Origin of the sequence: uncultured Microbulbifer sp. (assembly GCF_947498635.1) — a bacterium.
GTDB lineage: Bacteria > Pseudomonadota > Gammaproteobacteria > Pseudomonadales > Cellvibrionaceae > Microbulbifer > Microbulbifer echini.
The window spans coordinates 18,197-38,823 of the sequence record NZ_CANMKV010000032.1 but is presented as its reverse complement, the minus strand read 5'-3'; the positions used below and the strand labels follow the sequence as shown (position 1 = coordinate 38,823).

The 20,627-nt window shown below is 51.8% G+C and carries 19 protein-coding genes and 1 pseudogene; 7 read left to right on the top strand and 13 right to left on the bottom strand.

Features of this window, described 5'->3' with window-relative positions; all coding sequences use genetic code 11:
• Nucleotides 1-291: 291 nt before the first annotated feature.
• The 3 genes from Q1A69_RS15295 to murI form a co-directional block, all read right to left on the bottom strand.
• Nucleotides 292-3,750, bottom strand: a complete 3,459-nt coding sequence (locus Q1A69_RS15295; protein WP_299587146.1) for a UvrD-helicase domain-containing protein — start codon at nucleotides 3,748-3,750, stop codon at nucleotides 292-294.
• Nucleotides 3,747-6,446, bottom strand: a complete 2,700-nt coding sequence (locus tag Q1A69_RS15290) for a PD-(D/E)XK nuclease family protein (RefSeq protein ID WP_299587144.1) — start codon at nucleotides 6,444-6,446, stop codon at nucleotides 3,747-3,749. The genes Q1A69_RS15295 and Q1A69_RS15290 overlap by 4 nt, the downstream gene beginning before the upstream one ends.
• Nucleotides 6,447-6,507: 61 nt before the next feature.
• The gene (murI, locus tag Q1A69_RS15285; RefSeq protein WP_299587142.1) at nucleotides 6,508-7,551 is read right to left on the bottom strand and encodes a glutamate racemase; all 1,044 of its coding nucleotides are present in this window, start codon (nucleotides 7,549-7,551) and stop codon (nucleotides 6,508-6,510) included.
• A gap of 32 nt (nucleotides 7,552-7,583) precedes the next feature.
• Here murI and rmuC point away from each other — a divergent pair, with 32 nt between their 5' ends.
• The 4 genes and pseudogenes from rmuC (at nucleotide 7,584) to Q1A69_RS15260 (ending at nucleotide 11,392) form a co-directional block, all read left to right on the top strand.
• Nucleotides 7,584-8,981, top strand: a complete 1,398-nt coding sequence (rmuC, locus tag Q1A69_RS15280) for a DNA recombination protein RmuC (protein ID WP_299587139.1) — start codon at nucleotides 7,584-7,586, stop codon at nucleotides 8,979-8,981.
• 6 nt (nucleotides 8,982-8,987) lie between these two features.
• Complete coding sequence (locus tag Q1A69_RS15275) at nucleotides 8,988-9,917, top strand: AEC family transporter (protein WP_299587136.1); 930 nt, start codon at nucleotides 8,988-8,990, stop codon at nucleotides 9,915-9,917.
• Between the two features lie 144 nt (nucleotides 9,918-10,061).
• Nucleotides 10,062-10,931: pseudogene (locus Q1A69_RS20425) on the top strand (AEC family transporter).
• A complete protein-coding gene (locus Q1A69_RS15260; protein ID WP_299587129.1) occupies nucleotides 10,928-11,392 on the top strand; it encodes a DUF2489 domain-containing protein in 465 nt (154 codons plus the stop codon). The pseudogene Q1A69_RS20425 and the gene Q1A69_RS15260 overlap by 4 nt, the downstream one beginning before the upstream one ends.
• A gap of 60 nt (nucleotides 11,393-11,452) precedes the next feature.
• On the opposite strand, the gene Q1A69_RS15255 is transcribed toward Q1A69_RS15260, so the two are convergent.
• Entirely contained in the window at nucleotides 11,453-11,638 is a 186-nt protein-coding gene (locus Q1A69_RS15255) for a hypothetical protein (RefSeq protein WP_299587127.1), read from the bottom strand.
• Between the two features lie 1,143 nt (nucleotides 11,639-12,781).
• Here Q1A69_RS15255 and Q1A69_RS15250 point away from each other — a divergent pair.
• Together Q1A69_RS15250 and Q1A69_RS15245 are read left to right on the top strand one after the other, a co-directional pair.
• A complete protein-coding gene (locus tag Q1A69_RS15250) occupies nucleotides 12,782-13,885 on the top strand; it encodes an endonuclease/exonuclease/phosphatase family protein (protein WP_299587125.1) in 1,104 nt (367 codons plus the stop codon).
• Between the two features lie 234 nt (nucleotides 13,886-14,119).
• Nucleotides 14,120-14,548, top strand: a complete 429-nt coding sequence (locus Q1A69_RS15245) for a hypothetical protein (protein WP_299587123.1) — start codon at nucleotides 14,120-14,122, stop codon at nucleotides 14,546-14,548.
• Nucleotides 14,549-14,735: 187 nt separating this feature from the next.
• On the opposite strand, the gene Q1A69_RS15240 is transcribed toward Q1A69_RS15245, so the two are convergent.
• The 4 genes from Q1A69_RS15240 to trmA all read right to left on the bottom strand — a co-directional run bounded on the left by Q1A69_RS15240 (nucleotide 14,736) and on the right by trmA (nucleotide 17,973).
• The gene (locus Q1A69_RS15240) at nucleotides 14,736-15,290 is read right to left on the bottom strand and encodes a BON domain-containing protein (RefSeq protein WP_299587121.1); all 555 of its coding nucleotides are present in this window, start codon (nucleotides 15,288-15,290) and stop codon (nucleotides 14,736-14,738) included.
• A 70-nt stretch (nucleotides 15,291-15,360) separates the two neighbouring features.
• Nucleotides 15,361-15,834 (bottom strand): hypothetical protein, encoded by a 474-nt coding sequence (locus Q1A69_RS15235; RefSeq protein ID WP_299587119.1) that lies wholly within the window; start codon nucleotides 15,832-15,834, stop codon nucleotides 15,361-15,363.
• A gap of 479 nt (nucleotides 15,835-16,313) precedes the next feature.
• Nucleotides 16,314-16,511: a hypothetical protein gene (locus Q1A69_RS15230; RefSeq protein ID WP_299587117.1), complete on the bottom strand. Its 198-nt coding sequence runs from the start codon at nucleotides 16,509-16,511 to the stop codon at nucleotides 16,314-16,316.
• Nucleotides 16,512-16,884: 373 nt separating this feature from the next.
• On the bottom strand, nucleotides 16,885-17,973 hold the full coding sequence (gene trmA, locus Q1A69_RS15225; RefSeq protein ID WP_299587115.1) for a tRNA (uridine(54)-C5)-methyltransferase TrmA: 1,089 nt from the start codon (nucleotides 17,971-17,973) through the stop codon (nucleotides 16,885-16,887).
• 55 nt (nucleotides 17,974-18,028) lie between these two features.
• On the opposite strand from trmA, the gene Q1A69_RS15220 reads away from it, so the two are divergent.
• The gene (locus Q1A69_RS15220) at nucleotides 18,029-18,433 is read left to right on the top strand and encodes a secondary thiamine-phosphate synthase enzyme YjbQ (protein ID WP_299587113.1); all 405 of its coding nucleotides are present in this window, start codon (nucleotides 18,029-18,031) and stop codon (nucleotides 18,431-18,433) included.
• Nucleotides 18,434-18,448: 15 nt separating this feature from the next.
• Here the strand turns inward: Q1A69_RS15220 and Q1A69_RS15215 are convergent, their stop codons facing one another.
• The 5 genes from Q1A69_RS15215 to Q1A69_RS15195 all read right to left on the bottom strand — a co-directional run bounded on the left by Q1A69_RS15215 (nucleotide 18,449) and on the right by Q1A69_RS15195 (nucleotide 20,590).
• Entirely contained in the window at nucleotides 18,449-18,784 is a 336-nt protein-coding gene (locus Q1A69_RS15215; protein WP_299587111.1) for a TusE/DsrC/DsvC family sulfur relay protein, read from the bottom strand.
• An 8-nt stretch (nucleotides 18,785-18,792) separates the two neighbouring features.
• The gene (gene tusB, locus Q1A69_RS15210; protein WP_299587109.1) at nucleotides 18,793-19,083 is read right to left on the bottom strand and encodes a sulfurtransferase complex subunit TusB; all 291 of its coding nucleotides are present in this window, start codon (nucleotides 19,081-19,083) and stop codon (nucleotides 18,793-18,795) included.
• Between the two features lies 1 nt (nucleotide 19,084).
• On the bottom strand, nucleotides 19,085-19,447 hold the full coding sequence (gene tusC, locus Q1A69_RS15205) for a sulfurtransferase complex subunit TusC (protein ID WP_299587107.1): 363 nt from the start codon (nucleotides 19,445-19,447) through the stop codon (nucleotides 19,085-19,087).
• The gene (tusD, locus tag Q1A69_RS15200; RefSeq protein ID WP_299587105.1) at nucleotides 19,444-19,842 is read right to left on the bottom strand and encodes a sulfurtransferase complex subunit TusD; all 399 of its coding nucleotides are present in this window, start codon (nucleotides 19,840-19,842) and stop codon (nucleotides 19,444-19,446) included. The genes tusC and tusD overlap by 4 nt, the downstream gene beginning before the upstream one ends.
• 64 nt (nucleotides 19,843-19,906) lie before the next feature.
• A complete protein-coding gene (locus Q1A69_RS15195; RefSeq protein ID WP_299587102.1) occupies nucleotides 19,907-20,590 on the bottom strand; it encodes a Bax inhibitor-1/YccA family protein in 684 nt (227 codons plus the stop codon).
• Nucleotides 20,591-20,627: the final 37 nt, after the last annotated feature.

The window sequence follows — 20,627 nt, the reverse complement described above, 5'->3', positions numbered from 1 at the left end:
GCACTAGATGGATGGAGGCTCGAGTATAGTCTCCATCCTTAGGGAATTTGTGGTCATCAATTTGACTCCCTGCTTTTTGTTCTAAAGCTTTATCAGTATTTCTCTAGTAGAAGTGAGGAGGATTGATAAAACTTGCAGATGCAATATGATTCACCTGCTGCGGGCATTAAGTGTGTCTCGAACTTTAGGTCTCTCTCACGCAAAACCAATAAGCGTAGTTTTGGAGATGGCCTATTTCTTACCACTATATAAAAAGTGCAGGTGCCAGCCCTGCACCATGCCTGGCGTACTCTAATCCAACTCCACCAACCTCTGCATCAACGGAAAATACAGCGCACACCGAATATTCCGCTCCCCCCGCGCATAAAAGAGCTTGCGGTAATTCTCCAACTGATTCCGATACTGCTCCAGCTGAACTGCAATAAACTCTTCCTGGCTTTCCTCACCACTGGGCTCTGCGGTTTTGTAATCGACAATCCAGCGGGTGCCTTCGTTATCGATAAAGGTGCGGTCCACAATGGAGCGCCGCAACTGTCGGCCGCCGCTGTGGAGTTCCAGTTCGCAGGCGGATTCCCTTAGTGAGCCATCCAATAGCCAACGGCCGGTGGGGCAGTTGAGGCTGTTGCGTACGGCGATCTCCACTTTCTCGGCGGCGCGGTCCAGGCTGGTGGCGGATAGCCCCAATTGCTTTAGGCGCAGTTGCCATAGGGGGCGTTGGGCTTCCAGTTTGCTGGGTGTCCAGTCGTTGATATTGGTCTCGGCAATGGTGGCGAGGGTTTCGTGTGCTACGGTGCCGGCGTGTTTTAACCAGCGCAGGGCTACCTGGCCCAGTTCGGGAATATTGTCTTCTTCCTCGGTTTTGGGTTGGTAGTCTGGCATGCGGTATTGGGCCAGCCATTCCTGCCGGGGCACGGCCTGGGGTTGCCATTGGTTGGGCAGGCGCAGGAGGTAGTCGTGATCTCTGCTGGCTTCGTCCTGGTTGAGTAGGGGGTCTTCCGCTTCCAGCCAGTGGCACCAGTCGCTTTCCTGGTGGTGCAAAACACTGGGCCAGATGCCGGCGAGTAGGGCGGCGCTGCCGGGGGCTTTTAGGTGGCCCTTTTTTTCATCCCGGTTGCTGCAGGCTAAAAGATGCAGTGAGCGGATGGCGCGGGTGCAGCCTACATACAATAGGCGGGTGCCTTCCAGGCGCTCGCGTTCGCTGTTGTCGTGCTTCAGGTATTCAAAAACCGGGTCGCGGCCGCCGCGCGCATTTTTAGGAGCGAGCAGGAAGCGGCTTTCGCCTTCGCGGCTAAGCCATTCGCTCCAGCGCAGCAGTTGGTCGCTGCCGGGTTTTCCGCCTTGGTCCAGGCCTGGGATCAGTACGTGTTCGAACTCCAGCCCTTTTGATTTGTGAATGGTCATCACCTGCACTTTGGCATCCTGGGCGGGGCGGGCGTAGAGCTGTTCCAGGGCCAAGGTGAACTGTTGCCAGTCGGTAATGGCTCCGCCGGTATCGAAGGCTTCTAATAATTGCAGAAAATCCTGCACATTATTCAGGTCAGATTTTTGCGCTACGGTGGCGGGGCCGCCCAGTTCCAGCCAGAGGCCTTCAATCCAGGTGCGCAGGGGTTTGCGGCCGCGCTGTTGCCAGGCGTGCAGTAGTTTGGGGGCCACTTGGGCCAAGCGTGTGCGCCCTTCGTCGCTGAGTAGGGCGATATCGTCCACTTCCTGCAAGGCCATTAATAGTGGGCGCGCGCTGGTGTCGGTTACGGTGATATCCCCATTACCCCAGTTGGCCAGGGTGTAAAGGTCTGGCAGTTGCAATCCGCACCAGGGGGCGCGGAGTACGGCCAGCCAGCTGATTCGGTCGCTGGGGTCGAGTAGGGCGCGGGTGAGGCTGAGTAAATCCAACACCACCATTTTACTGGCGAGTGGCGCCAGCTCTGGGGCCTGGAAGGCGATATTGGCAGTACTTAGGGCCGGCAGAATTTTTTGTAGGTGTTTTTTCTTGCGCACCAGAATGGCGATGCGGCTTTCTGGATCTTGCGCTTGTAATTGCTGCACCAGTTCAACCGCTTGGGTGGCTTCGCGGTTGCGGTCTTCGTCATCAATGCAGCCGTAAAAATTGACCGAGGGCTCGGGCCATTTGCTGCCTTTAAACGCTTCGGATTGCAGATAGCGCACGGCACCGCGCCCGATATTATCCGCTTGCGGAAAGGCCCTTTGGAAAGTCTCGTTGACCCAGTTCACCACTGCGCTTTCGGAGCGGAAATTTACCTGGAGATCGAGGGCTTCCAGGGGGACTTCACCGATACCGCGTTTGCGCGCATCCAGGAAGATACCCACGTTGGCATTGCGGAAGCCGTAACAGGATTGCATGCCGTCGCCGACAATAAATAGGGTGCGGCCGTCTCCCTGCTGCCAGCCGGCAGTGAGTTTTTCCAGCAGTTGTAGCTGGGTGTGGGAGGTGTCCTGGAACTCGTCCACCAGAATATGTTGGGTTTGCAAGTCCAGTTTCAGGGCCAGGTCTGTGGGGTTATCGCTATCGCCCAGGGCGATCAATGCGGCTTGGGCCACTTCGGTATAGTCGGTGGCGCCCAGCTGCTGGAAGACCAACTTTAATTCTGCGACTAACTTGGGCAGTACCTGGGCGAGCCCTTGCAGCAGTTGCCACTGGCTCTGTTGCAGCCCGCTGGGGAGCTTGCCCACTTCTCGCAGTGCGGAGAGTAGCGGTTCGTTGCCGGCCAGTTCTGTCAGCAGGTCTTTCATGCGCTGTTTGTATTCTTCGGCGATGGGGCGTTCGGGATCTTTTTTATCCGGCAGGCCAAAACCGAGTTTTTTATTGATGCCGCCGCCTTTGCGCAATTCACCGGTAGTGGTGAGGAGTAGGCTGCCGAGGGCGAGCCAGGCGGGCAGGCCGCTGCTGTCTGTGCTGGGGAAATCGTCCAATTCGGCGAAGAGGCACAGGCCGTGGCTGGGGTTTTCCTTTTGTAGATTGCTGCCGGCATAACTGGCCAGCTCCAGCAGTTCCCCGGCGTAACTGCCGAGGGCTGTGGTGAGGTCTTGCAGTTTTTCTGCCACCAGTTCGTCGATGACAAAATGGAAATAGTCCTGGGCGCCGTCGAAGTTGACACTCAAAAGCGGGCCGAGCCATTGCTCGCGCTTGTCCAACAAAATTCGTAGCAGTTTATTGAGCTGGCCCAGGTCGTTGTCCAGGTGGAGCAATAGCTGTTGTAGGTCTGCGTCTGGGGTTTCGCCATCGAGGTGCTTGAGCAGGTTCACCACCGCTAGCTCAAAGGCGATTTGGGTGCGCTCCAGGGGTTCACCCGGTGCGCCCAGGCCGCTTTCGATCGGCAGTTGGCTGGCGAGGCTGCGGCAGAGGCCGTCGATGGTTTGAATGCGCAGGCGCTGGGGTGTTTGCAGCAGTTCCCATTCCAGTTCGTGATCCCGTTCCAGCAGGGCACGGGCCAAATCCCAGGTGATGGCATCGTGGGGGTTGTCCGGCCTGGCTTGGTCGCGGGCGCTGTGCAAGGCGTCGATCAGGCGCTCGCGCATTTCACCGGCAGCCTTGCGGGTGAAGGTAATGGCCAGCACTTCTTCCGGTTGCTGGCAGGCGGCGAGCAACTTTAATACGCGCTGGGTGAGCAGGCCGGTTTTACCGGAGCCCGCCGGGGCAGACACGGCAAAGCTACGGCTGATATCCAGGGCTTGGCTGCGGGCGTCGGCATCGATGGGGCGGCGCAGGGCGGGAGTGGTCACGACTTCGTTCATTCGGTTATTTGCTCCCTTTCCGGCCAGCGGTTTAGGGGCCAGAGTTCACTGTTGTTATCGGTGGGGCGATCAAAGGCGAGGGTGGCTACACCACTGCGATATTCGGTGGCGAGGGATTCCAGGCTGTAGCGCCAGTGCTCCACCAGATTGCTCCAGGTGCCATAGGGGGATTCCTTTTCGGTATCGCCCACGGCTTTAATGCCGGTGATGGGGTGCTCCAGGTCTCCGCAGCCATTCCACTTGCAGTCGCCGTTGCGCACCTGGCCGAAGGCGATGGCGTGGGCGTCCGGTTGGAACAGGGCGTAGAGCGGCAGCTGGGGTTCGCGGATGCGCTGGGTAAGCCAGTCGCGAATACTGGGGACGCCGGTTTTGTAATCGATTACCAGTTGTTCGCCGCTGGCGAGTTGATCCAGCCGGTCCAGGCGCAGGTTAAAGTGCAGCCCGCCGATTTCCACGGCTTGTTCCCATTCGACTTTCTCTACGGAGAAATTGGGCCTGTCCAGTTCGACGGACAGCCATTGTTGCAGCAGGCGCTCCAGGCGCTGCTTTTCCATGGCCCAAAATCCGATCGGCAGGTGATTGTATTTTTTGCGCACACTGCCGAGGGAGCGTTCTACCGCGCGTTCGATTTGCGCTTGGCGTTGCTCGTCGTCCATAGCGTGCAGTTGTGCGAGGGTGCCGCACTGTTGCCAGAATTCCGCCAGAACCTGGTGCACCACATTGCCGCGCTCGGCGGGGCCGAGGCCGATATCCGGTTGGGTAAAATTGCTGGCGCCGAGGCGGAAGCGCAACTGCGCATTTAACGGGGATAGGGCCTGGGCCTTGAGCACCGAGGCACCGCCGCGCACCCGTTCGCATTCGGCGGGGGTGAGTGGCGGTAGCTTTTTGTCTTCGGTTTTTTCCAGCTGACAGGCTTGTGCCAGTTGGCTGTAGTGATGGTGCAGGGCGCCTTCGGCAAAGTGCTGGGCTTGTTGCGGGCTTTCAAACAAGCTGCTCAGTCCTTGCTGCACACCGTCTTCTTCGCAGGTGTAACTCACGACGATATCGCCGCTGGCATTCTGCAGGTCGGCGGTGAGTTCTCGGGCCAGTTCCAATTCCCGCTCAGCGCTGGCGCGGGGCATCTTCCAGTGTTTTTGCCATTGAATCGGCAACAGCGGATTGGGTGCCGGTGCCGGCGGCCATTGCTGTTGGCCGAAGCCGACCAGGCGCAGGTGATCGAAGGCGAGGCCGCCGGCTTCCAGTACCCCGAGAATTTGCAGGGGGCCATCGCGGGTCTCTGCTTGGAAGGGGGTGCGGCTGGCAATCTGACGCAGCAATTGCAGGGCCTGGGTGAGAGTAAGGTTGCCACCGCAGGCGCTGAGTGCGGCGAACTCTTCCAGGATGGATTCCCACTGCATCAGCTGCTGGTATTCCTGGCTGTCCGGATTGCGGCTACCGGGCCAATTTAATGCGCTAAGTGTTTCGGAAAAACGCGCGGCCCAAATTTCTGCGGGGGCTCGCTGCCAGCGCCGGGCGCGTTCGGCCATTTGTTCCAGCTGGCGGGGCAGTTGCGGCGATTCCAGGTGGAGCACTTCTGCGGTGCGCTCGGCCCAGTAGCGCAGGGTTGCGCCGTGGATACGACGAAGTTCCAGTTTTTGTAAACGGCGGAACAAGGCGCTGCGCAGCCAGGTTTCACTGTCGTCACCCCAGAAAGGGCTGAACAGGATATTTTGCAATTGGGGATAATCCCATTCGTCTTGCAGTAGCGATAGCAATTGCAGGGCGGCGCTGCCGACCGGTGTCTGCGCCAGGGGCGTACCGGCAGAGAAGTTAAACGGCAGTGTATAGCGCAGTTGCTGCGGGTCTAGATATTGGGGTTCGAGCACACGGGAAAATACCGCTTCCACCTGGGCGCGGCACTGGCCCAGATTGTTTACCACTATGCCTACGCTGTGGCCGGGGTTTTCGGCGAGCTTTTGCCCGGCCCAAAGGGCTGCCTGGTAGAGCTCTTCATCCAAATCGGCGCAGGCGACTACGGATAATTCACTTTGCTGGGTAAGTCCCGGCCTTTCATTAACGGCTGTTGCACCTGCGTGAATCAGGGCATCGGCGAGGGGCGAAATCTGGGCAAAGCCGGCGGTATCAATTTGCGGCAGGGGTTTCAGAATGCCTTCCTGGAATGCGCGCAGGATCAATTGATCGCGCTGGTCTGGCGTGATGGCGCTGTGGGCCTGAAGCTCAGAGGCAAAGGCCTTGATCATGACGCACAGCGGCAGTTCGTCGCTGCGCATAGAGAGTGCGAACTGTTCCAGTAGGGGAGTTAGCGCTTCATCTATTTGCGAGAGGTCGGAAATCAGCTGCCATTGGAGTAGCTGCGCCAGGGCGCTATCGGCATCCCGGCACAGTTGCTGGCTGTTGAGCAGTTGCCGGTCCAGGGATTCATCCAAGGCGCGCTGCCAGAGCAATTGCCGTTGCTCGCGATTCAATACCTGCTGCAAGGCGGGCTGCCAGTTGCGCTGTTGCAGTTGGAACCAGAGCTTGTCCAGCCAGCTGCGCAGGGATTCCACCGGCGGCGGCATCCAGCAGGCACCGGGCGACTGCTGCGCGGCAAACACTTGTTGGCAGCGGTTGCGCAGACGGTTGTTGGGGGTGAGCAGCAGTCCGCCAGGGGGCAGCTGTGCAAATATTTCGAGAGCGGGAAATGCCGGCTTCAGCATGAATTCGGGTACCGGTTAGGGCTTGATATTCGGGGAACGGTCGCGGTTTGTCGTGCTGCTGTCAACTTGACGACATTTTTGCGGAGGCGTTTCTGGGGATGAACTCGCGAAAAGCCGCGGCAATATTGCCACAATGATCGCTGGCACTGGTTATCAGTTGGCTACAGTTCGGCTGGCTGGATAGGGGCAGGCCGAGTTCGTCGAGCCACCAAGCTACACGGCGGGCGATAGCCTCGCCAGAATCCAGCCACTGTATTGGGCGGGGTGAGAATTGCTGTAATTCTTCACGCAGTAAAGGAAAATGCGTGCAGGCCAGCACGGCAATATCCACTTGGTCGCCCCCGGCTGTGTGGAAGATGCGGTGTAATACAGGCTCCAGGTCGCTGGAGTTAATTAGGTTGCCGCGCAGTTTGGCCTCAGCCAGATGCACCAGCTCTGGGGCGGGTACATTGATTACCCGGTTACCATTGGCAAACTGCTCTATCAACTCGCGGGTATAGCGACGATTTACGGTGCCCTCGGTGGCGATCAAGGCAATAGTGCGGGACCGACTGGCGGCGGCGGCAGGCTTGACGGCGGGCACCACACCCACCACAGGATTTGTCAGATTCTTTCGCAGTTGGGGCAGGGCCAGGGTGCTGGCGGTATTGCAGCCCACAACGAGAATATCTGCTCCGCACTGGGCCAGCATACTTTGGGCCTGCGCCACGATCCGTGGGCGCAGCTGCGCCTCCGTTTTATTGCCGTAGGGGTAATAGCCATTATCCACCCCGAAGTGCAGAGTGAGGCCCGGCAGCATACGGCGAATTTCCCGCGCAATACTGATTGCGCCCACGCCGGAATCAAAGATCAAGGCGCTTGCGGGCGTGTAATCGGGAGAGGCGCTGTCTGCATGCATAAGTTCGGAGATACCAACATCGAGAGTAATTCTGCAAGAATACCTCAAATTTCGCGATAAGTTACGCTTGCGCCGGGTCCTACGACTGGGTGGGCCGGGGACGACAGTACATTCCCCGGTCAAGCTGTTAGAATGGCCGCCTCGCCTGGGGGGAACTTCGGGCATGTCGATTGCGGACACATGTTCCCAGGAGAAATCCTGCTTCATATACCTCTATTCCGGGTCTGGGAGTACCTTCTATGCCAGCGTTCCCGCTGCAACTCAATACCGATCATGCGGTGTTGGCGGCTATCGCCTTATTCGTTTTACTGGGCTTTGCCTTTTGGCTGGGTCGTTCCGGTGGTCGCCGGGCATTACTTCAAGTGCAAGCGGCCCATCAGGATGCGATTGCGGCTCAACAGGTGACCCAGGCACGCCTGGACAACAGCCGTGAACGGGAAGTGCAACTAAATGGCGAGGTCGAAGCTTTGCGCGGCGAGCTGACCGGCAAGCTGCAACAGCTCACCCGCAGCCAGGTGCTGGTGGAGAAGGGAGAGCAGGCACTGGCGGAGCAACGCCAGTTAGTGGAGCAGATGCGCGCCGCCATGGGCGAGCAGTTTGAGAACCTGGCCAACCGCATTTTCGAAGAGAAGCAGCAAGTCTTCGCGCGCCGCAGTGAAGATAGTTTACGCAAGAGTCTCGACCCGCTGGAGCGCCAGCTGGGAGACTTCCGCAAGCGGGTGGAGCATGTTTATGACCGCGAAAACGCCGAGCGCAACAGCTTGCTTGGGCAGATTAAGGCCCTGCGCGAGCAGACCCAACGTATCAGCGATGAGGCCCTAAACCTGACTTCGGCCCTGAAGGGAGACCGCAAGATCCAGGGTAACTGGGGCGAAGTGGTGCTGGAGCGTTTGCTGGAAGAATCCGGTTTACAGAAGGGCCGTGAATACGAAACCCAGGTAACCCTCACCAGTGACGGCCGCAGGCGCCAGCCGGATGTGATTGTGCGCCTGCCGGAAAATAAAGACCTGATTATCGACTCCAAGGTCTCTCTGGTGGATTACGAGCGCTATAGCTCGGCGGAAACCGATGAAGCACGTGCCCAGGCCCTGAAACAACATGTAAACTCCTTGCGTGCTCATATTACTGGCCTCAATAAAAAGGCCTACGAGCAGCTTGAGGGTGTGCGTACTCTCGACTTTGTCTTTATTTTTGTGCCGATCGAGGCTGCGTATATGCTTGCCATGCAGGCCGACCCAGATCTGTTCCGCTTCGCTTATGAAAAACAAATCGTATTGGTAAGTCCCACCAGCCTGATGGCCACTCTACGCACGGTCGAGAATATCTGGCGCTATGAGAAGCAGAACAAGAATGCGGAAAAAATCGCCGACGAAGCCGGTAAGCTGCACGACCAGTTTGCTATGGTGCTGGAGTCGCTGGACGATTTAGGCGGGCGCTTGCGCCAGGCTGAGGAAGCCTACCAGCAGACCTACAAACGTTTGGCCACTGGTCGCGGCAACGCGGTGAAGCGCATTGACAGCCTGCGGAAGCTTGGTGCAAAAACCCGCAAGCAGATTGCCTCCGATCTTAGGGAGCGGGCCAACACCCCGGAAGTGAACACTTTGCCACAGACCGAGGTGGCAACTACGGAAGATTAATCGCCCATGGAAAACCTTGCATTTGCACTCTCGGTCACCGGGCCCATCTTCCTGATGATTATTGGTGGGTACCTGCTGAAGCTAAAGGGGATTGTGCGAACCAGCTTTATCGATGATGCCTCCAAGTTGGTTTTTCATATCACCTTGCCGGCACTGCTTTTCATCAATATTTATTCCTCAGATGCCAGCCCCTCTAAAGAGATACCTCTGCTTACCGCGGGAGTTCTTGGCACTTTCTTGATGCTCCCGCTTGCCTGGCTGTTGGCTCGACCGATTATGCCTATGGATCGCAGCGCCTTTATACAGGGCGCTTTTCGTGGGAATGTGGCTATTGTCGGCCTCGCGTGGATTCAAAAAGCCTATGGCGATGCCGGTGTCTCTAACTCGGCTGCGTTAGTGGCTGCGCTTACGATTCAGTTCAACGTGATCGCCGTCGTTCTTTTCGTGCTTTACAATAAAGAGACGAAATTTGGCTGGCGGATATTGTTTTGGGAGCTGGTCAAGAATCCTCTTATCCTCGGTGTATTCGCAGCTATTGTGTGCCGCATGTTGGCGATCAGGCTACCGGAAGTACTCCACGATACAATTCAGTATTTGGCCTCCGTGAGCCTGCCTTTGGGTCTTATCTGTGTCGGTGCCAGCATGAAGATGCGAACACTCATGCGCAGCTCCCCAACAGCGCTGGTCGCTTCGTTACTTAAGTTGGTAGTGGCCCCGATGGTCTGTTTACTGATTGGTTTGGTATTGGGTATGAGTCCCGAATATTTGGGTTACCTGATGCTGATGGCGGGTTCCCCCTGTGCTATTTCGGCTTTCGTTATGGCCCACGCCATGGGTGGAAACAGCCAGCTTACTGCGAATATCGTTGGGCTCAGCACATTACTCTCTGTTGTTACTGCCAGCATCGGACTGGCATTGCTTAAGGTATATTTGTGAGTGCGAAGGACTCAGTCTAAATATATCAAAGTTTAAGATAAGGGGTGTTGTGAGGGGTGGTTTGTGAATAGAGAGGACTAATATGGAGGAGCTGGAATTTTCGTTTTCAGTAATTAGTCCAATTTTCCTTACCATGGCTGCGGGATATTTTTTGCTCGTTTCAGAGCGCTAGAAAAACAATTTGTTGATAAATTATCCAGGTTTGTCTTTAACATAACATTGCCAGCCCTATTATTTTTTAATATTTACATGTCAGATGCTGGCCTGAAGGAAGAGTTTTTATTTTTAACTGCAGGGGTTCTCGGTACTTTTATGACAATCCCAATGGCCTATCTTCTTGCATTTCATGTAAGGCAGAATGATCGAAGCACGTTTATTCATACCGCCTTTCGAGGTAATATGGCAATTGTTGGATTGGCATGGGTGGAAAGTGCTTATGGCTTGAGTGGCTTAGCGCAAGGAGAACTCTTAGTTGCTTTTGTCAGTATTGTTTACAATGCAGTTGCAGTAGTTCTACTTGCTTATTTTAGTGAAGATAGAAATTTCAGCTGAAAAGTGTTACTCAAAGAGGTTGGGAAAAACCCCCTGATTTTTTCAGTTTTGTTAGCACTTTTGTTGCGAGAATTAAATGTGCAACTTCCTCAAGGCCTCTTGCAAGCGGGAACTGAGGTGGGATCAATTACGTTACCACTGGCTTTGCTGTGTATTGGCGCTAGTTTTGATTTTAAATTGCTTCGTGATAGCTCATTAGCAACATTTGGAGCAACTGCGATCAAGTTATTACTGGTGCCTATGGCGATGCTAATACTAGGTTGGCTGTTTCGTCTTGAGCAACAAAAATTGGGTGTGTTGGTATTGATGGCAGCAGTTCCCAGCTCTTCAGTTTGCTTTGTGACAGCAGAAGGTATGGGTGGAAACAGCCGTATGGCAGCAAATATAATTGGACTAAGTACATTGCTTTCTATCATTACTGCTAGTTTTGTATTGACGATCTTTAAGGTGTTATTTGAATGACTGTTTTTCCAGTTTTTGTGTTAGTTATTGCAGCATTAATAATTTTCTTCCTCGCCACTCTTGCCGGTTACTACTTGCGCAAGCTTGCAGTCGCTCAAAAAAAACAGGCTGAGCAACTGGCTGAATTGGAGCAGGCCGCACAAGAACAGCGTCAAAGAGTGAACGATAGCATTCAGATTATTGCGCGTTCCCTACTGGATGATGGGGTAGGGCTTACTGAAGCTTCCATTCGTATTCGCGTGCTCCTGGATTCACTTCAAGTGGAAGATAGTGTGCGTGAAGAATTTGTCGCTTTCTATACCATCGCAGAAAAAACCAGCCATATCCCAATCCTGAAGGGCTGGAAAGCACTACCGCGCAAAGAGCAATTTCAGTTTGAGCTGGAGATGGCGAAAGTAGAAGTAGACTATAAAGATTTTGCAATGGATGCGGCCAAACGCATTCTAGGTCGTTCGTTCTGAGGGCGTAGTGCATGGTTCAGAAATCATCAGTTTGTCTGCTGATTTTTGAACCGATCCCTTCTACAGCTTGCGCGCAGAGCCATTTTTCATTTTCGGGCCACTGAATTGCTCAGTCTCATTTATCCCAGCTGGTAAAGAGCAACTTCCCGTTTGAATGATAGCGTAGGTTTTTTCAGTGAGGCTTGCTAATTTGTCTGGATAAAGCTGTATTTTTCCCGCGATTTTTTGTGTTAAATAAATCAACATTCAAAATACGCCTCTAAGTATCCATGTAAAGATAAGCTGCCAATGGGGAAGGGAATAGTGGTTTGATCCCTTACGTTAAATAGGGTAGTGGCTAACGATCTCAAGTAGGGCGATGTGGGTAAGCTTCTGTGTAATTAACCCGATAGGTTTCCATAAAAATACGATATCGAAATTTTAATCGTGGTGTGGGTCGATATTCATGGGGGAACATGTTCTGTAGGGATTTATCCGGAAAACAAAATGCCTGGTAATCTGGGGGTTTGTACAGTTTGTCCTCGCCTTAGCGGGCAGCATTGTTGTATATTTTAATGCTTCTTTTTGGGCTCGCAGCGGTTTCCTATTGCTCTTGGTGTAAAGAAAGACGCAGTAGGGCTTAACGGCGACGGGCTGTTCAATTTCCTGCTGGAAGGATCTTTGACTCCCTGCGTGAGGCATCAATTAAGCCTTATAATTCCTTCCTTAAGGGAATCGGCAAGTTCTCAAATGGAGCTTAATTGTGAGTTCGAATAGGCTTTTAATGTTTACTGGAATATCCTCCTAGCCCACCTGGGTATAGGTTTTGTGTTTCAGGTAGTGTTTCTCAGCTTTCGCGGCTCCCACCTTCATATTAAGATATTTATAGATTTTCCAGTCGCAATGGGTTATTTCAGTATCAATATAAAATAAATATAAATTCAGGAAAGATTAAGCGTATCAATTTTATTGGGCCTTTACTCATGGTTTTGAGTTGCTGGTATTTCCTTTGGACAGTCTATTGTGTGTGCTTTATGATCGTAGTTAACCTTCTTTGTGATAAGTGAGGCTGTTCTTGATAGGTTACTTGCTAATGCGGGTCAAGCTTGAAGCAATCTGTATAGGGGCGCTATCAGTTTTTAAAATAATCATGTGTCGGTTATCAAAGTGTGAGATTATCTGTTGTAGAGCGACGGATAGATATGTTAGGTGGATTGGTCGCCGGTAAGGAAAAACTCTATGAACCTTGAAGTCGATACAAGCTACGTAGGGGAAAAATAAAGTGCGTGTGGCAGATATTCGTGATAAACCCAAGCTGTCGACTTAGAGAATGTTTAGGGTTTGCTTTATAGATTTTCAGCTGCAAAATCCTGATAAAGGTTAGCGTTTACAAGACAAGTTGAGTTTTTTGTGACATTGATATTGATTTCAATCTTTACGGCTGTAATGGCCATATTTACCTTGACTCCAATTTGTAAAGTTGAGGCTTGGTATATACGTGGTTTCGATTTTCCGCGGGTACAGTTTTCATTGCTCATTAGTCTTCTTTTGGTTGCTCAATGTATCTTTTTGGACTTGAGCAGTCCTATTGCATGGGGGCTGATTTTAGTTGCGCTCAGTTGTTTAGGCTATCAACTATGGTGGATAGCTCCGTATACACCACTTTTTCCGGTTGAGGTTCAGCGTGCTAAACGGTCCGGGGGGCTTACAAAGCCTTATGATACGGTTAGTATTCTAACGGCAAATGTATTGACGCCAAATAAAAATGCTAAAGGGCTTGTTGATCTAATAAAACGGCATCAACCAGATATATTTGTTACATTAGAGTCGGATAATTGGTGGCAGTCTCAGCTGGATGTTTTAGAGTTAGACTACCCCCATACCATGAAATGTCCACTCGATAATCTATACGGAATGCATGTTTATGCCAGGTTCCCCTTATCGAAGAGTCAAATACAGTTCTTAGTCGAAGATGATGTGCCTTCAATGCACACGCTGATTCACACCCCGAGTGGTCATACGATCAATGCCCACTTTTTACATCCCGCCCCACCAAGCCCGACTGAAAATGAAACCTCCGAAGAGCGAGATGCTGAGCTGCTCGTGGTTGCAAAAAAAGTTTCTAAAACTGATGTGCCCACCATCGTCGCAGGAGATTTAAATGATGTTGCTTGGTCGTACAGTACAAGGCTATTTCGAAAAATAAGTGGGTTACTTGATCCACGGGTTGGGCGAGGTATGTACAACACTTACCATGCCAGCTATTGGTTCATGCGCTGGCCATTGGATCACTTGTTTCACAGTCATCATTTTAGGCTCCTTAAGATAGAACGTTTACCGGGCTTTGGGTCTGATCATTTTGCCCTGTTGACACAGTTACAGCTTGAAGCTGAAGCTAAGCCGGTTCAAAACACAGTGTCATTGGAGGAGGGAGATGAAGCTATTGCGCAAGAAAAAATTGATCAACAAAATGTTGAGGTGAGTGATGTAGCTTCTTTCAACAATTCGAAATAGAAGCTAGGCAAGACTATTGTTAATTTGTCGTCTTTTTAGTTTGACAGGTGGATAGTATGGCTGTTTTACTAAATTTTGCACTCTAGGCGTAACTCTCAGCCAAAGGGCGTTGTCGACCCCGCGAGGGAGGTTGAATGTCCTAGTCGAGTTGATTTTCTACAAGTTAGAGAACCTAACTGAGAGGGAAAGAGCTCGGATGTTGGGTTGGTACACCGGTAATAAGAGGTTTATAAATTGGCCGCAATTGATACGTTAAGAAAGCAGTGCATTGGTAGGTTTGATTTAGATTGTGGTGATGATACGTCGACGTTTTTAGATAAGCTTCGTCCCTTTTCTGAAGTGTCCATGAGTGATTTTTATCAGATTATTTGTGCGGCCGAAGAGATTTATCAGTCAACGGCTAATGATCAGGTAATAGATAAGGATGTGATATACCAGCTTAATGGGTGTGCTCATTATGTTTATATCTGGGCGTTGAGAGATGGCGCGATGTTAACCTGTAATGGGTTGATTTCCGATGCTCAGAAGAAACAGCTGGAGAAAATATATAAAGTATTAATGGGGGTTATTGCTCAGTTATGTAATCCTCATGATAGATCGGATAACGGAACTTCACCGATGGAAGTCTATGTGGGTGAGTTTGGGACTGGGGACAACAAATAAAACAGCTGTTTTCTAGGGTGGTGTTTAACTTAAGTCTATTGCTCAGCATGAATCACAGCCTGGTAATTTCTTTACGCTTGTTGGTATGTAAAAATACAGAAGCATGATGAAGTTTGGCTTGGGAATTCAATGCTGAGTGACCGGAATCGAAAAGAGCAGGGGCTGCTGCGCAGCCCCTCGATATTTATCATCCGGTTACCTTGAGCTTGTTCACTACTTTTTCCACGTCATCCGTGTTCTCTGCAATGGCTTCAGCCAAGTCTTTCTGTGCTCCAGATTTCACCGAACCCTTAAGGGTAATGGTGCCCTCCTGAGCTGAAACATCAATCTTAGTGCCGGAGACTTCTCGGTCTAACAGTAGGCGGGTTTTTACAACCGCCGCTATTTTCGTATCTGTGTATTCTTTTGAAAGGGTTTCGCCAAGGCTCTCATTGTTGGCAACGGTAAGCTTATTTTTCACTTTCTTGACACCGTCAATACCAATGATTAACTCTTCCGCAAGGCGTTTGTCAATGTTGCTTTCAACTTCACCGCTCAAAATCACAACACCGTTATGGACATCGGTATCAATAGCAAAGTTATTTAAGTTCTCATTAAGGAGAAGTACTGTCTCGGCTTTTCCGTCCAACCAGGCATCACTCATGGTGAAGCTCTTCTGTTCAGACTTTTCTCCGGCGATGGCGCCAGCTGATACGGAAACTGCAATGACTGCGGCACTCAGGGTTTTTTTCATAAGATTCATAACTTACTCCTTCTTTGCTAGTGGTAAAATATATTAAGCAGCTTTCATGCCAAGTTTTCGGTGTCGTGATTTATTGGCGCATGTACGCGGTTTGAGTGGTGGCGATATTCTTCAGTTGATCGATAGCAATTTGCAGCTTTGCTGTTTGTGCAGAGAGCGCCAGACCAAGACGAAAGCCGCATAGGGACTGAATAATCTGTAACTGCTGGTTCTTTTGGGATTTTTCACACTCTATAAGAGTATTGATCAAACTGCTGGGGGGCGATTCTGAAATCAGTGCGACTGGACGATGCTTAATCTCCATATCGGGTACCGTTGGTGAAGAGTTAAAGGGAGAATCCTTGAGTAAATTTTTTACATCGCCGTGTAAATTTTTCAAAACCCCAAAAACTTCCTTCAATTGATGATCGCGAACATTTTTTGTACCAGTTTTATAAAAAAGTTCTGCGTGGGCACTCAGATAGCGGACGGTGCTTATCTCCGTCTTTATATTGTGTTGGGAAATTTCTGCGGATGCTGATAATTCTACGGCCTGATAACTCATTGGACTCTCATTTGTTTACGATAAAGCAATATAGTCAATTTTCGTGCCAATGTTGTTATTTGCGATATTTAGTCCTTGTCTGGAAATATTATTCACCGAGTCCGCGCCTTTTGTAGGTTGAAAACCAGTGTATAGAAAAGAAAACCCTAGTAACCCACGAGTTGTATCTGTCAGTTGTTAGAAAATAAAGATGGTCGTCAACAAAGTATTGAAATAATCCAATCAAAGAAATCCGTTGGAGTCTTTAGGCTGGGTCGTTTTGATGAGGTCAGCGGCAGGAGTATATTTTTGTCGTTGAGCGGCGTATTCTAATTTTTACTTTGGCCGTTTGTTGTGGATATAAATACCTTTACCACTAGTTGGGCGGCAATAAAAGGTATTTTGCTTTAGGGCGGGGAGATGGTGAGTTTTACAGTAAAGTACTTTTCCTTGGTGAAAAAATCGGCAGGGCAGGGCGCTTTTGCACCCTGCCTTAAGGGCTAGCAATCGGAGTCCTTTGCATCTACTCCTTCTTTAACCTCTTCACAGGCGTCTTCAATTGTGTTGCCTAGCTGTTCTGCTTTTTCGTCAACGCGCTCTCCAAGCGTCTCTGCTGGCTTATCTTCACATGCGGTGATAGAAAAACTAAACACGGTAGCCAGTAAAATCATACTGAGTTTATTGCTTGGCATTTTCATTGTACCTTCCTTTGTAGTCGATTTTTGATTTGTGGGCGCTTTACAAAATTCCCAGGGGAAAGAGTATTCTAAAAGTTCGCCGGTTAACTGTTACAAAGCAAGAGCCGTGCCAGCTTATGTTTTATGGGCTTTTCGAGGGATTAACGCTGGTTTTGGGCTTTATGGTGATCTGAGGAGTGAAAATATTTCACTGCTGTATGTAGGGACTACAATCGCAACCAGTTCCCAGGCAACGGTTGTGCCTGATGATTAACTCTGAACAATAAAGGCGTCACTGAGACTTTAAAGTTAGCCGTTGAAGCTTAATCCGGCTAGGCTGGGGTTACTACCAGGTAGCACACCCCAGCCGTTAGATACTTTTGATACTAAGGAATTACTTGCGAACCAGCATCAGGCCAGTTTCGGTGTGGTCGGTGTATGGGAACTGGTCGAATAGAGCAAAGCGTTCGATGCGGTGCGTCAGGCTCAGTTGCTTGAGATTTTCTAGCTGGGTTTCTGGATTGCATGAAATATATAAAATGCGCCGAAAGCGGGCCACCATTGCACAGGTTTCACTGTCCAGGCCTGCGCGGGGCGGGTCTACCAGAACCGTGTCGAAATTGTAGCTATCCAGATCTATCTCTGCCAAGCGGCGAAATGGTCGGATCTTATCGATGGCTTGGGTAAACTCTTCACTGGACAGACGCACGATATCGAGGTTGGTGACTCCGTTGGCCTGGATATTTTCCTGGGCAGAATTTACTGAGACTTTGGAGATTTCTGTGGCCAGCACTTTCTCAAAGTGCTCACTCAGGGGGATGGTCAGATTGCCATTACCGCAGTAAAGCTCGAGCAGGTCGCTTGTATTCTTGCCGCAGGCATTCTTTGCCCAATGGATCATGGAGCGGCAGATCTCCCCATTGGGTTGGGTAAAACTGCCTTCCACTTGCTTGTATTGATAGGTTTTACCGTCAATGTCGAGCTTTTCGGTAACGAAATCCCGCTCTAGCACCACTTTCTGCTTTCGAGAGCGACCCAGAATAGGGAAGCCCAGTTGTTCCTGCAGAGCCCTGGCTTCCTGTTCCCAGCTTTCATCCAGCTTTTTGTGGTAAATCAGAGTAATAAGTGCATCGCCACTCAACGTGGTGAGGAATTCGGCTGAGAATAGGCGCTTGCGCAGCATCTCGCTGTGATTTACGGCCTGTAAGACTCTAGGCATCAGCTGGTTCATCAGCTCAGAGCCCACCGTGAACGCATCAATGATAAAAGGTTTCTTATATTCACCCTGGCGGTACATGGCATAGTGGGCCATGCCGTCTTCATGCCAAACTTTGAACTCGGCGCGCAGTCGATAGTGAATCGGTGGGGAGGGGAACAGCTCAGGCTCCAGGTTAGTGAATTCCCGGTATGCTTCAGTCAGGCGTTCAGCCTTCTTGCGGAGCTGGTCTTGATAGTCGTCTGTGTTAACGCGGTGCAGTGCCATATTAGAATACGGTAGTCTCATTGGTAGAGCGGGCGCGAATTATATAGGAATCCGTATGGCAATAGGTGAGATTGCAATAACAGTGGCAGGGCAGGGGTTGCACGAGTTTACTGACCAGGTCGCTGGCTGGGTCTCCAGGCAGAATGTGGAGGAGGGTCTCTGCACGTTATTTATCCAGCACACGTCCGCGAGCTTGTTGATTCAGGAAAATGCGGACCCCAGTGCACGTAAGGACCTTGAGCAGTGGTTAAATCGTCTAGTACCTGAGGGGGATCGGCTCTATACCCATACTCTTGAAGGCCCAGATGATATGCCTGCCCATATCAAGGCCGCCCTAACAGCCACCAGTCTCTCTATTCCTTTTAAAAAAGGTCACTTGATGCTGGGTACTTGGCAGGGAATCTTTTTGTGGGAGCACCGCCACCACCATGGAGAGCGGCGTGTGATATTGCATATCTAGCCGCTCGGTGGCGTTTTACAGGCAATTGGTAGGTTTTGGCAGGCCGGCGATTTTACTGGCGACCTTGGCCGGGCTGGGTGGAAAAAGTTGCATTAAATAGATACTGCGGCCTTTGTCTGCCCCCAGATTCTGGCCGATAAATTTCACCAGAGGGCGCATGGCAGGAGAGAGCTCGAACTGGCGATAAAAGTCCTGTAGCAGTCCGATGATTTCCCAATGGGCATCGGTCAGCTCTATGCCCTCAGCTGCTGCCAATTGTTCTGCGACATCCCGGCTCCAGTCATTGAGGTCACGCAAGTAGCCCTCTTTATCGAGGGGGATTTCCTGGGCGTTCACTTTCAGGTTGCTCATTCTTTTGGTCACCGGAACCAGCTGACGATGGGGTTGTGTTCGGTGCACAGGTGCACCCAGCGAGCGTCGTCGATTGCCTCCACGGAACAGGATATGGCAGAGGGCAGGAGCCCGCGCGCTTCGCTGTCGGCGGCCAGACAGAAGATCTCTGTGTTTTGCAGGTCTTGTAAGGCCTTGTGCTGCAGAGCGTACACACCGTCCTCGATTAGCAGCAGGGCATCGCCATCGGCAAAGCTCTCTAGACAGTCGCTCAGAGCCTGGGTACTGAATGGGGACTTACTGACAATATGTAGCGTCATATTAAAAGCTCAACACACATTGATAAGCGGCGATCAGGTTCCCAGGTTGGTCGACCAAGGTGATTTCCGCACCGGGAATTTGTATTTCTTCCGGGGTGAGTCCCCTCTGCGCCAGGCTGCCTCGGGCAACATACAGCTGTTCGATGCCAAACATGGGTAATGCCATCAGGTTGCGGCGTAGGCTTTTTTGTCCAATTGCCATTGGGGATTGATGATCCAGCAATTGAAAAACGCCATCGCCGAGAAACAATAGATCGATTTCTTGCTCCATAGCGGCGGAGGCGAGAACCGCTTCGAGGCCTTCGCGGGCCAGGGCACTGCCATAGGGCGCGGCCCGGCACAGGGCCAGAGTTCGCTGCTTCATTGCGTACCTCCAAAGGTCACCAGGCGTTCGGAGTTGGCGACGGCATCGGTGAGCTGGCCGAGGCCTGCTAGCTCAAAGCCTTCGGCGAGATTGGCGGAGGGTTTCTCCAAACGCTCTGCCTCACGCTGATTCAATACCCCGCGTCTCTGTGCGGCGGCGATACATACGACAAGATCTAGGCTGTGCTCGCGTTGTAAAGCCTGCCACTGCCCGGTTAGATCGGTTTCATCCTGGGGAGGCGCGGCGATGCTGTTGGCGTTTTGTACGCCATCGCAGTAGAAAAAAATCCGGTAGATCTCGTGTCCTTCGGCCAGTAATGCTCTGGCGAAGCGCAATGCGCTGGCGGCGGATTGGGAGGAATGGGGTGCAGCGTAAACAGCCAGGGAAAACTTCATAGGGTTTCAAATAGTAAAATGCCCCGCTTGGCGGGGCATTGAAACTTATTCAGCAAGCTGATGCTTAATCGTCAGAGGATGCGAATCCAAAGATGTGCAGCAGGCTGGTGAACAGGTTAAAGATATTCAGGTACAGGGAGGCGGTAGCCATCAGGTAGTTGGTCTCACCGCCATTGATGATGCGGCTGGTGTCATACAGGATGAAGCCAGACATCAGCAGGGCAACAACACCACTCAGGGCAACGCTGACCAAAGGCATATGAATGCCGAAGAAGCCGGCGATGATCACTGCCAGGAAACAGACCAGTACGGCGATCAGGCCTACGGCGAGGAAGCCGCCCATAAAGCTGAAGTCTTTACGGGTAGTCAGCACGTAGGCAGACAGGGCAAAGAAGATTACCGCTGTAGTGCCGAGCGCCTGCATTACAATCTGACCGCCGCCAGCGAGGCCTACATAATGGTTAAGCAGTGGGCCGATAGAGGCGCCCAGTAGGCCGGTAAAAGCGAAAACAACGCCCACACCGGCGCTGGAGTTGGCGGTACGTGGCAGTACGAACCAGATCAGGGCCAGGGCTCCAAGGGAGCAGATCAGGCTCATGCCGCGGCCCATGCCGACGGCCATAGAGATACCGGCGGTGACGGCACTGAAGAGGACCGTCATGGCCAACAGGGCGTAGGTATTGCGCAACACCTTGGCCGATTCCGAGCGGTCCAGTGCGCGGGTATTTGTATAAGCTTGCGGTTGCATTTAGCGACTCCTGCTATTTAATCGATACCGGAATCAT

What these genes read in the sequence shown, in the direction of transcription:
- Q1A69_RS15295 (WP_299587146.1), bottom strand. Translation starts at nt 3,750, where the DNA reads ATGAACGAAGTCGTGACCACTCCCGCCCTGCGCCGCCCCATCGATGCC.
- Q1A69_RS15290 (WP_299587144.1), bottom strand. Translation starts at nt 6,446, where the DNA reads ATGCTGAAGCCGGCATTTCCCGCTCTCGAAATATTTGCACAGCTGCCC.
- murI (WP_299587142.1), bottom strand. Translation starts at nt 7,551, where the DNA reads ATGAAGCAGGATTTCTCCTGGGAACATGTGTCCGCAATCGACATGCCC.
- rmuC (WP_299587139.1), top strand. Translation starts at nt 7,584, where the DNA reads ATGCCAGCGTTCCCGCTGCAACTCAATACCGATCATGCGGTGTTGGCG.
- Q1A69_RS15275 (WP_299587136.1), top strand. Translation starts at nt 8,988, where the DNA reads ATGGAAAACCTTGCATTTGCACTCTCGGTCACCGGGCCCATCTTCCTG.
- Q1A69_RS15260 (WP_299587129.1), top strand. Translation starts at nt 10,928, where the DNA reads ATGACTGTTTTTCCAGTTTTTGTGTTAGTTATTGCAGCATTAATAATT.
- Q1A69_RS15255 (WP_299587127.1), bottom strand. Translation starts at nt 11,638, where the DNA reads ATGTTGATTTATTTAACACAAAAAATCGCGGGAAAAATACAGCTTTAT.
- Q1A69_RS15240 (WP_299587121.1), bottom strand. Translation starts at nt 15,290, where the DNA reads ATGAATCTTATGAAAAAAACCCTGAGTGCCGCAGTCATTGCAGTTTCC.
- Q1A69_RS15235 (WP_299587119.1), bottom strand. Translation starts at nt 15,834, where the DNA reads ATGAGTTATCAGGCCGTAGAATTATCAGCATCCGCAGAAATTTCCCAA.
- Q1A69_RS15230 (WP_299587117.1), bottom strand. Translation starts at nt 16,511, where the DNA reads ATGAAAATGCCAAGCAATAAACTCAGTATGATTTTACTGGCTACCGTG.
- trmA (WP_299587115.1), bottom strand. Translation starts at nt 17,973, where the DNA reads ATGGCACTGCACCGCGTTAACACAGACGACTATCAAGACCAGCTCCGC.
- Q1A69_RS15220 (WP_299587113.1), top strand. Translation starts at nt 18,029, where the DNA reads ATGGCAATAGGTGAGATTGCAATAACAGTGGCAGGGCAGGGGTTGCAC.
- Q1A69_RS15215 (WP_299587111.1), bottom strand. Translation starts at nt 18,784, where the DNA reads ATGAGCAACCTGAAAGTGAACGCCCAGGAAATCCCCCTCGATAAAGAG.
- tusB (WP_299587109.1), bottom strand. Translation starts at nt 19,083, where the DNA reads ATGACGCTACATATTGTCAGTAAGTCCCCATTCAGTACCCAGGCTCTG.
- tusC (WP_299587107.1), bottom strand. Translation starts at nt 19,447, where the DNA reads ATGAAGCAGCGAACTCTGGCCCTGTGCCGGGCCGCGCCCTATGGCAGT.
- tusD (WP_299587105.1), bottom strand. Translation starts at nt 19,842, where the DNA reads ATGAAGTTTTCCCTGGCTGTTTACGCTGCACCCCATTCCTCCCAATCC.
- Q1A69_RS15195 (WP_299587102.1), bottom strand. Translation starts at nt 20,590, where the DNA reads ATGCAACCGCAAGCTTATACAAATACCCGCGCACTGGACCGCTCGGAA.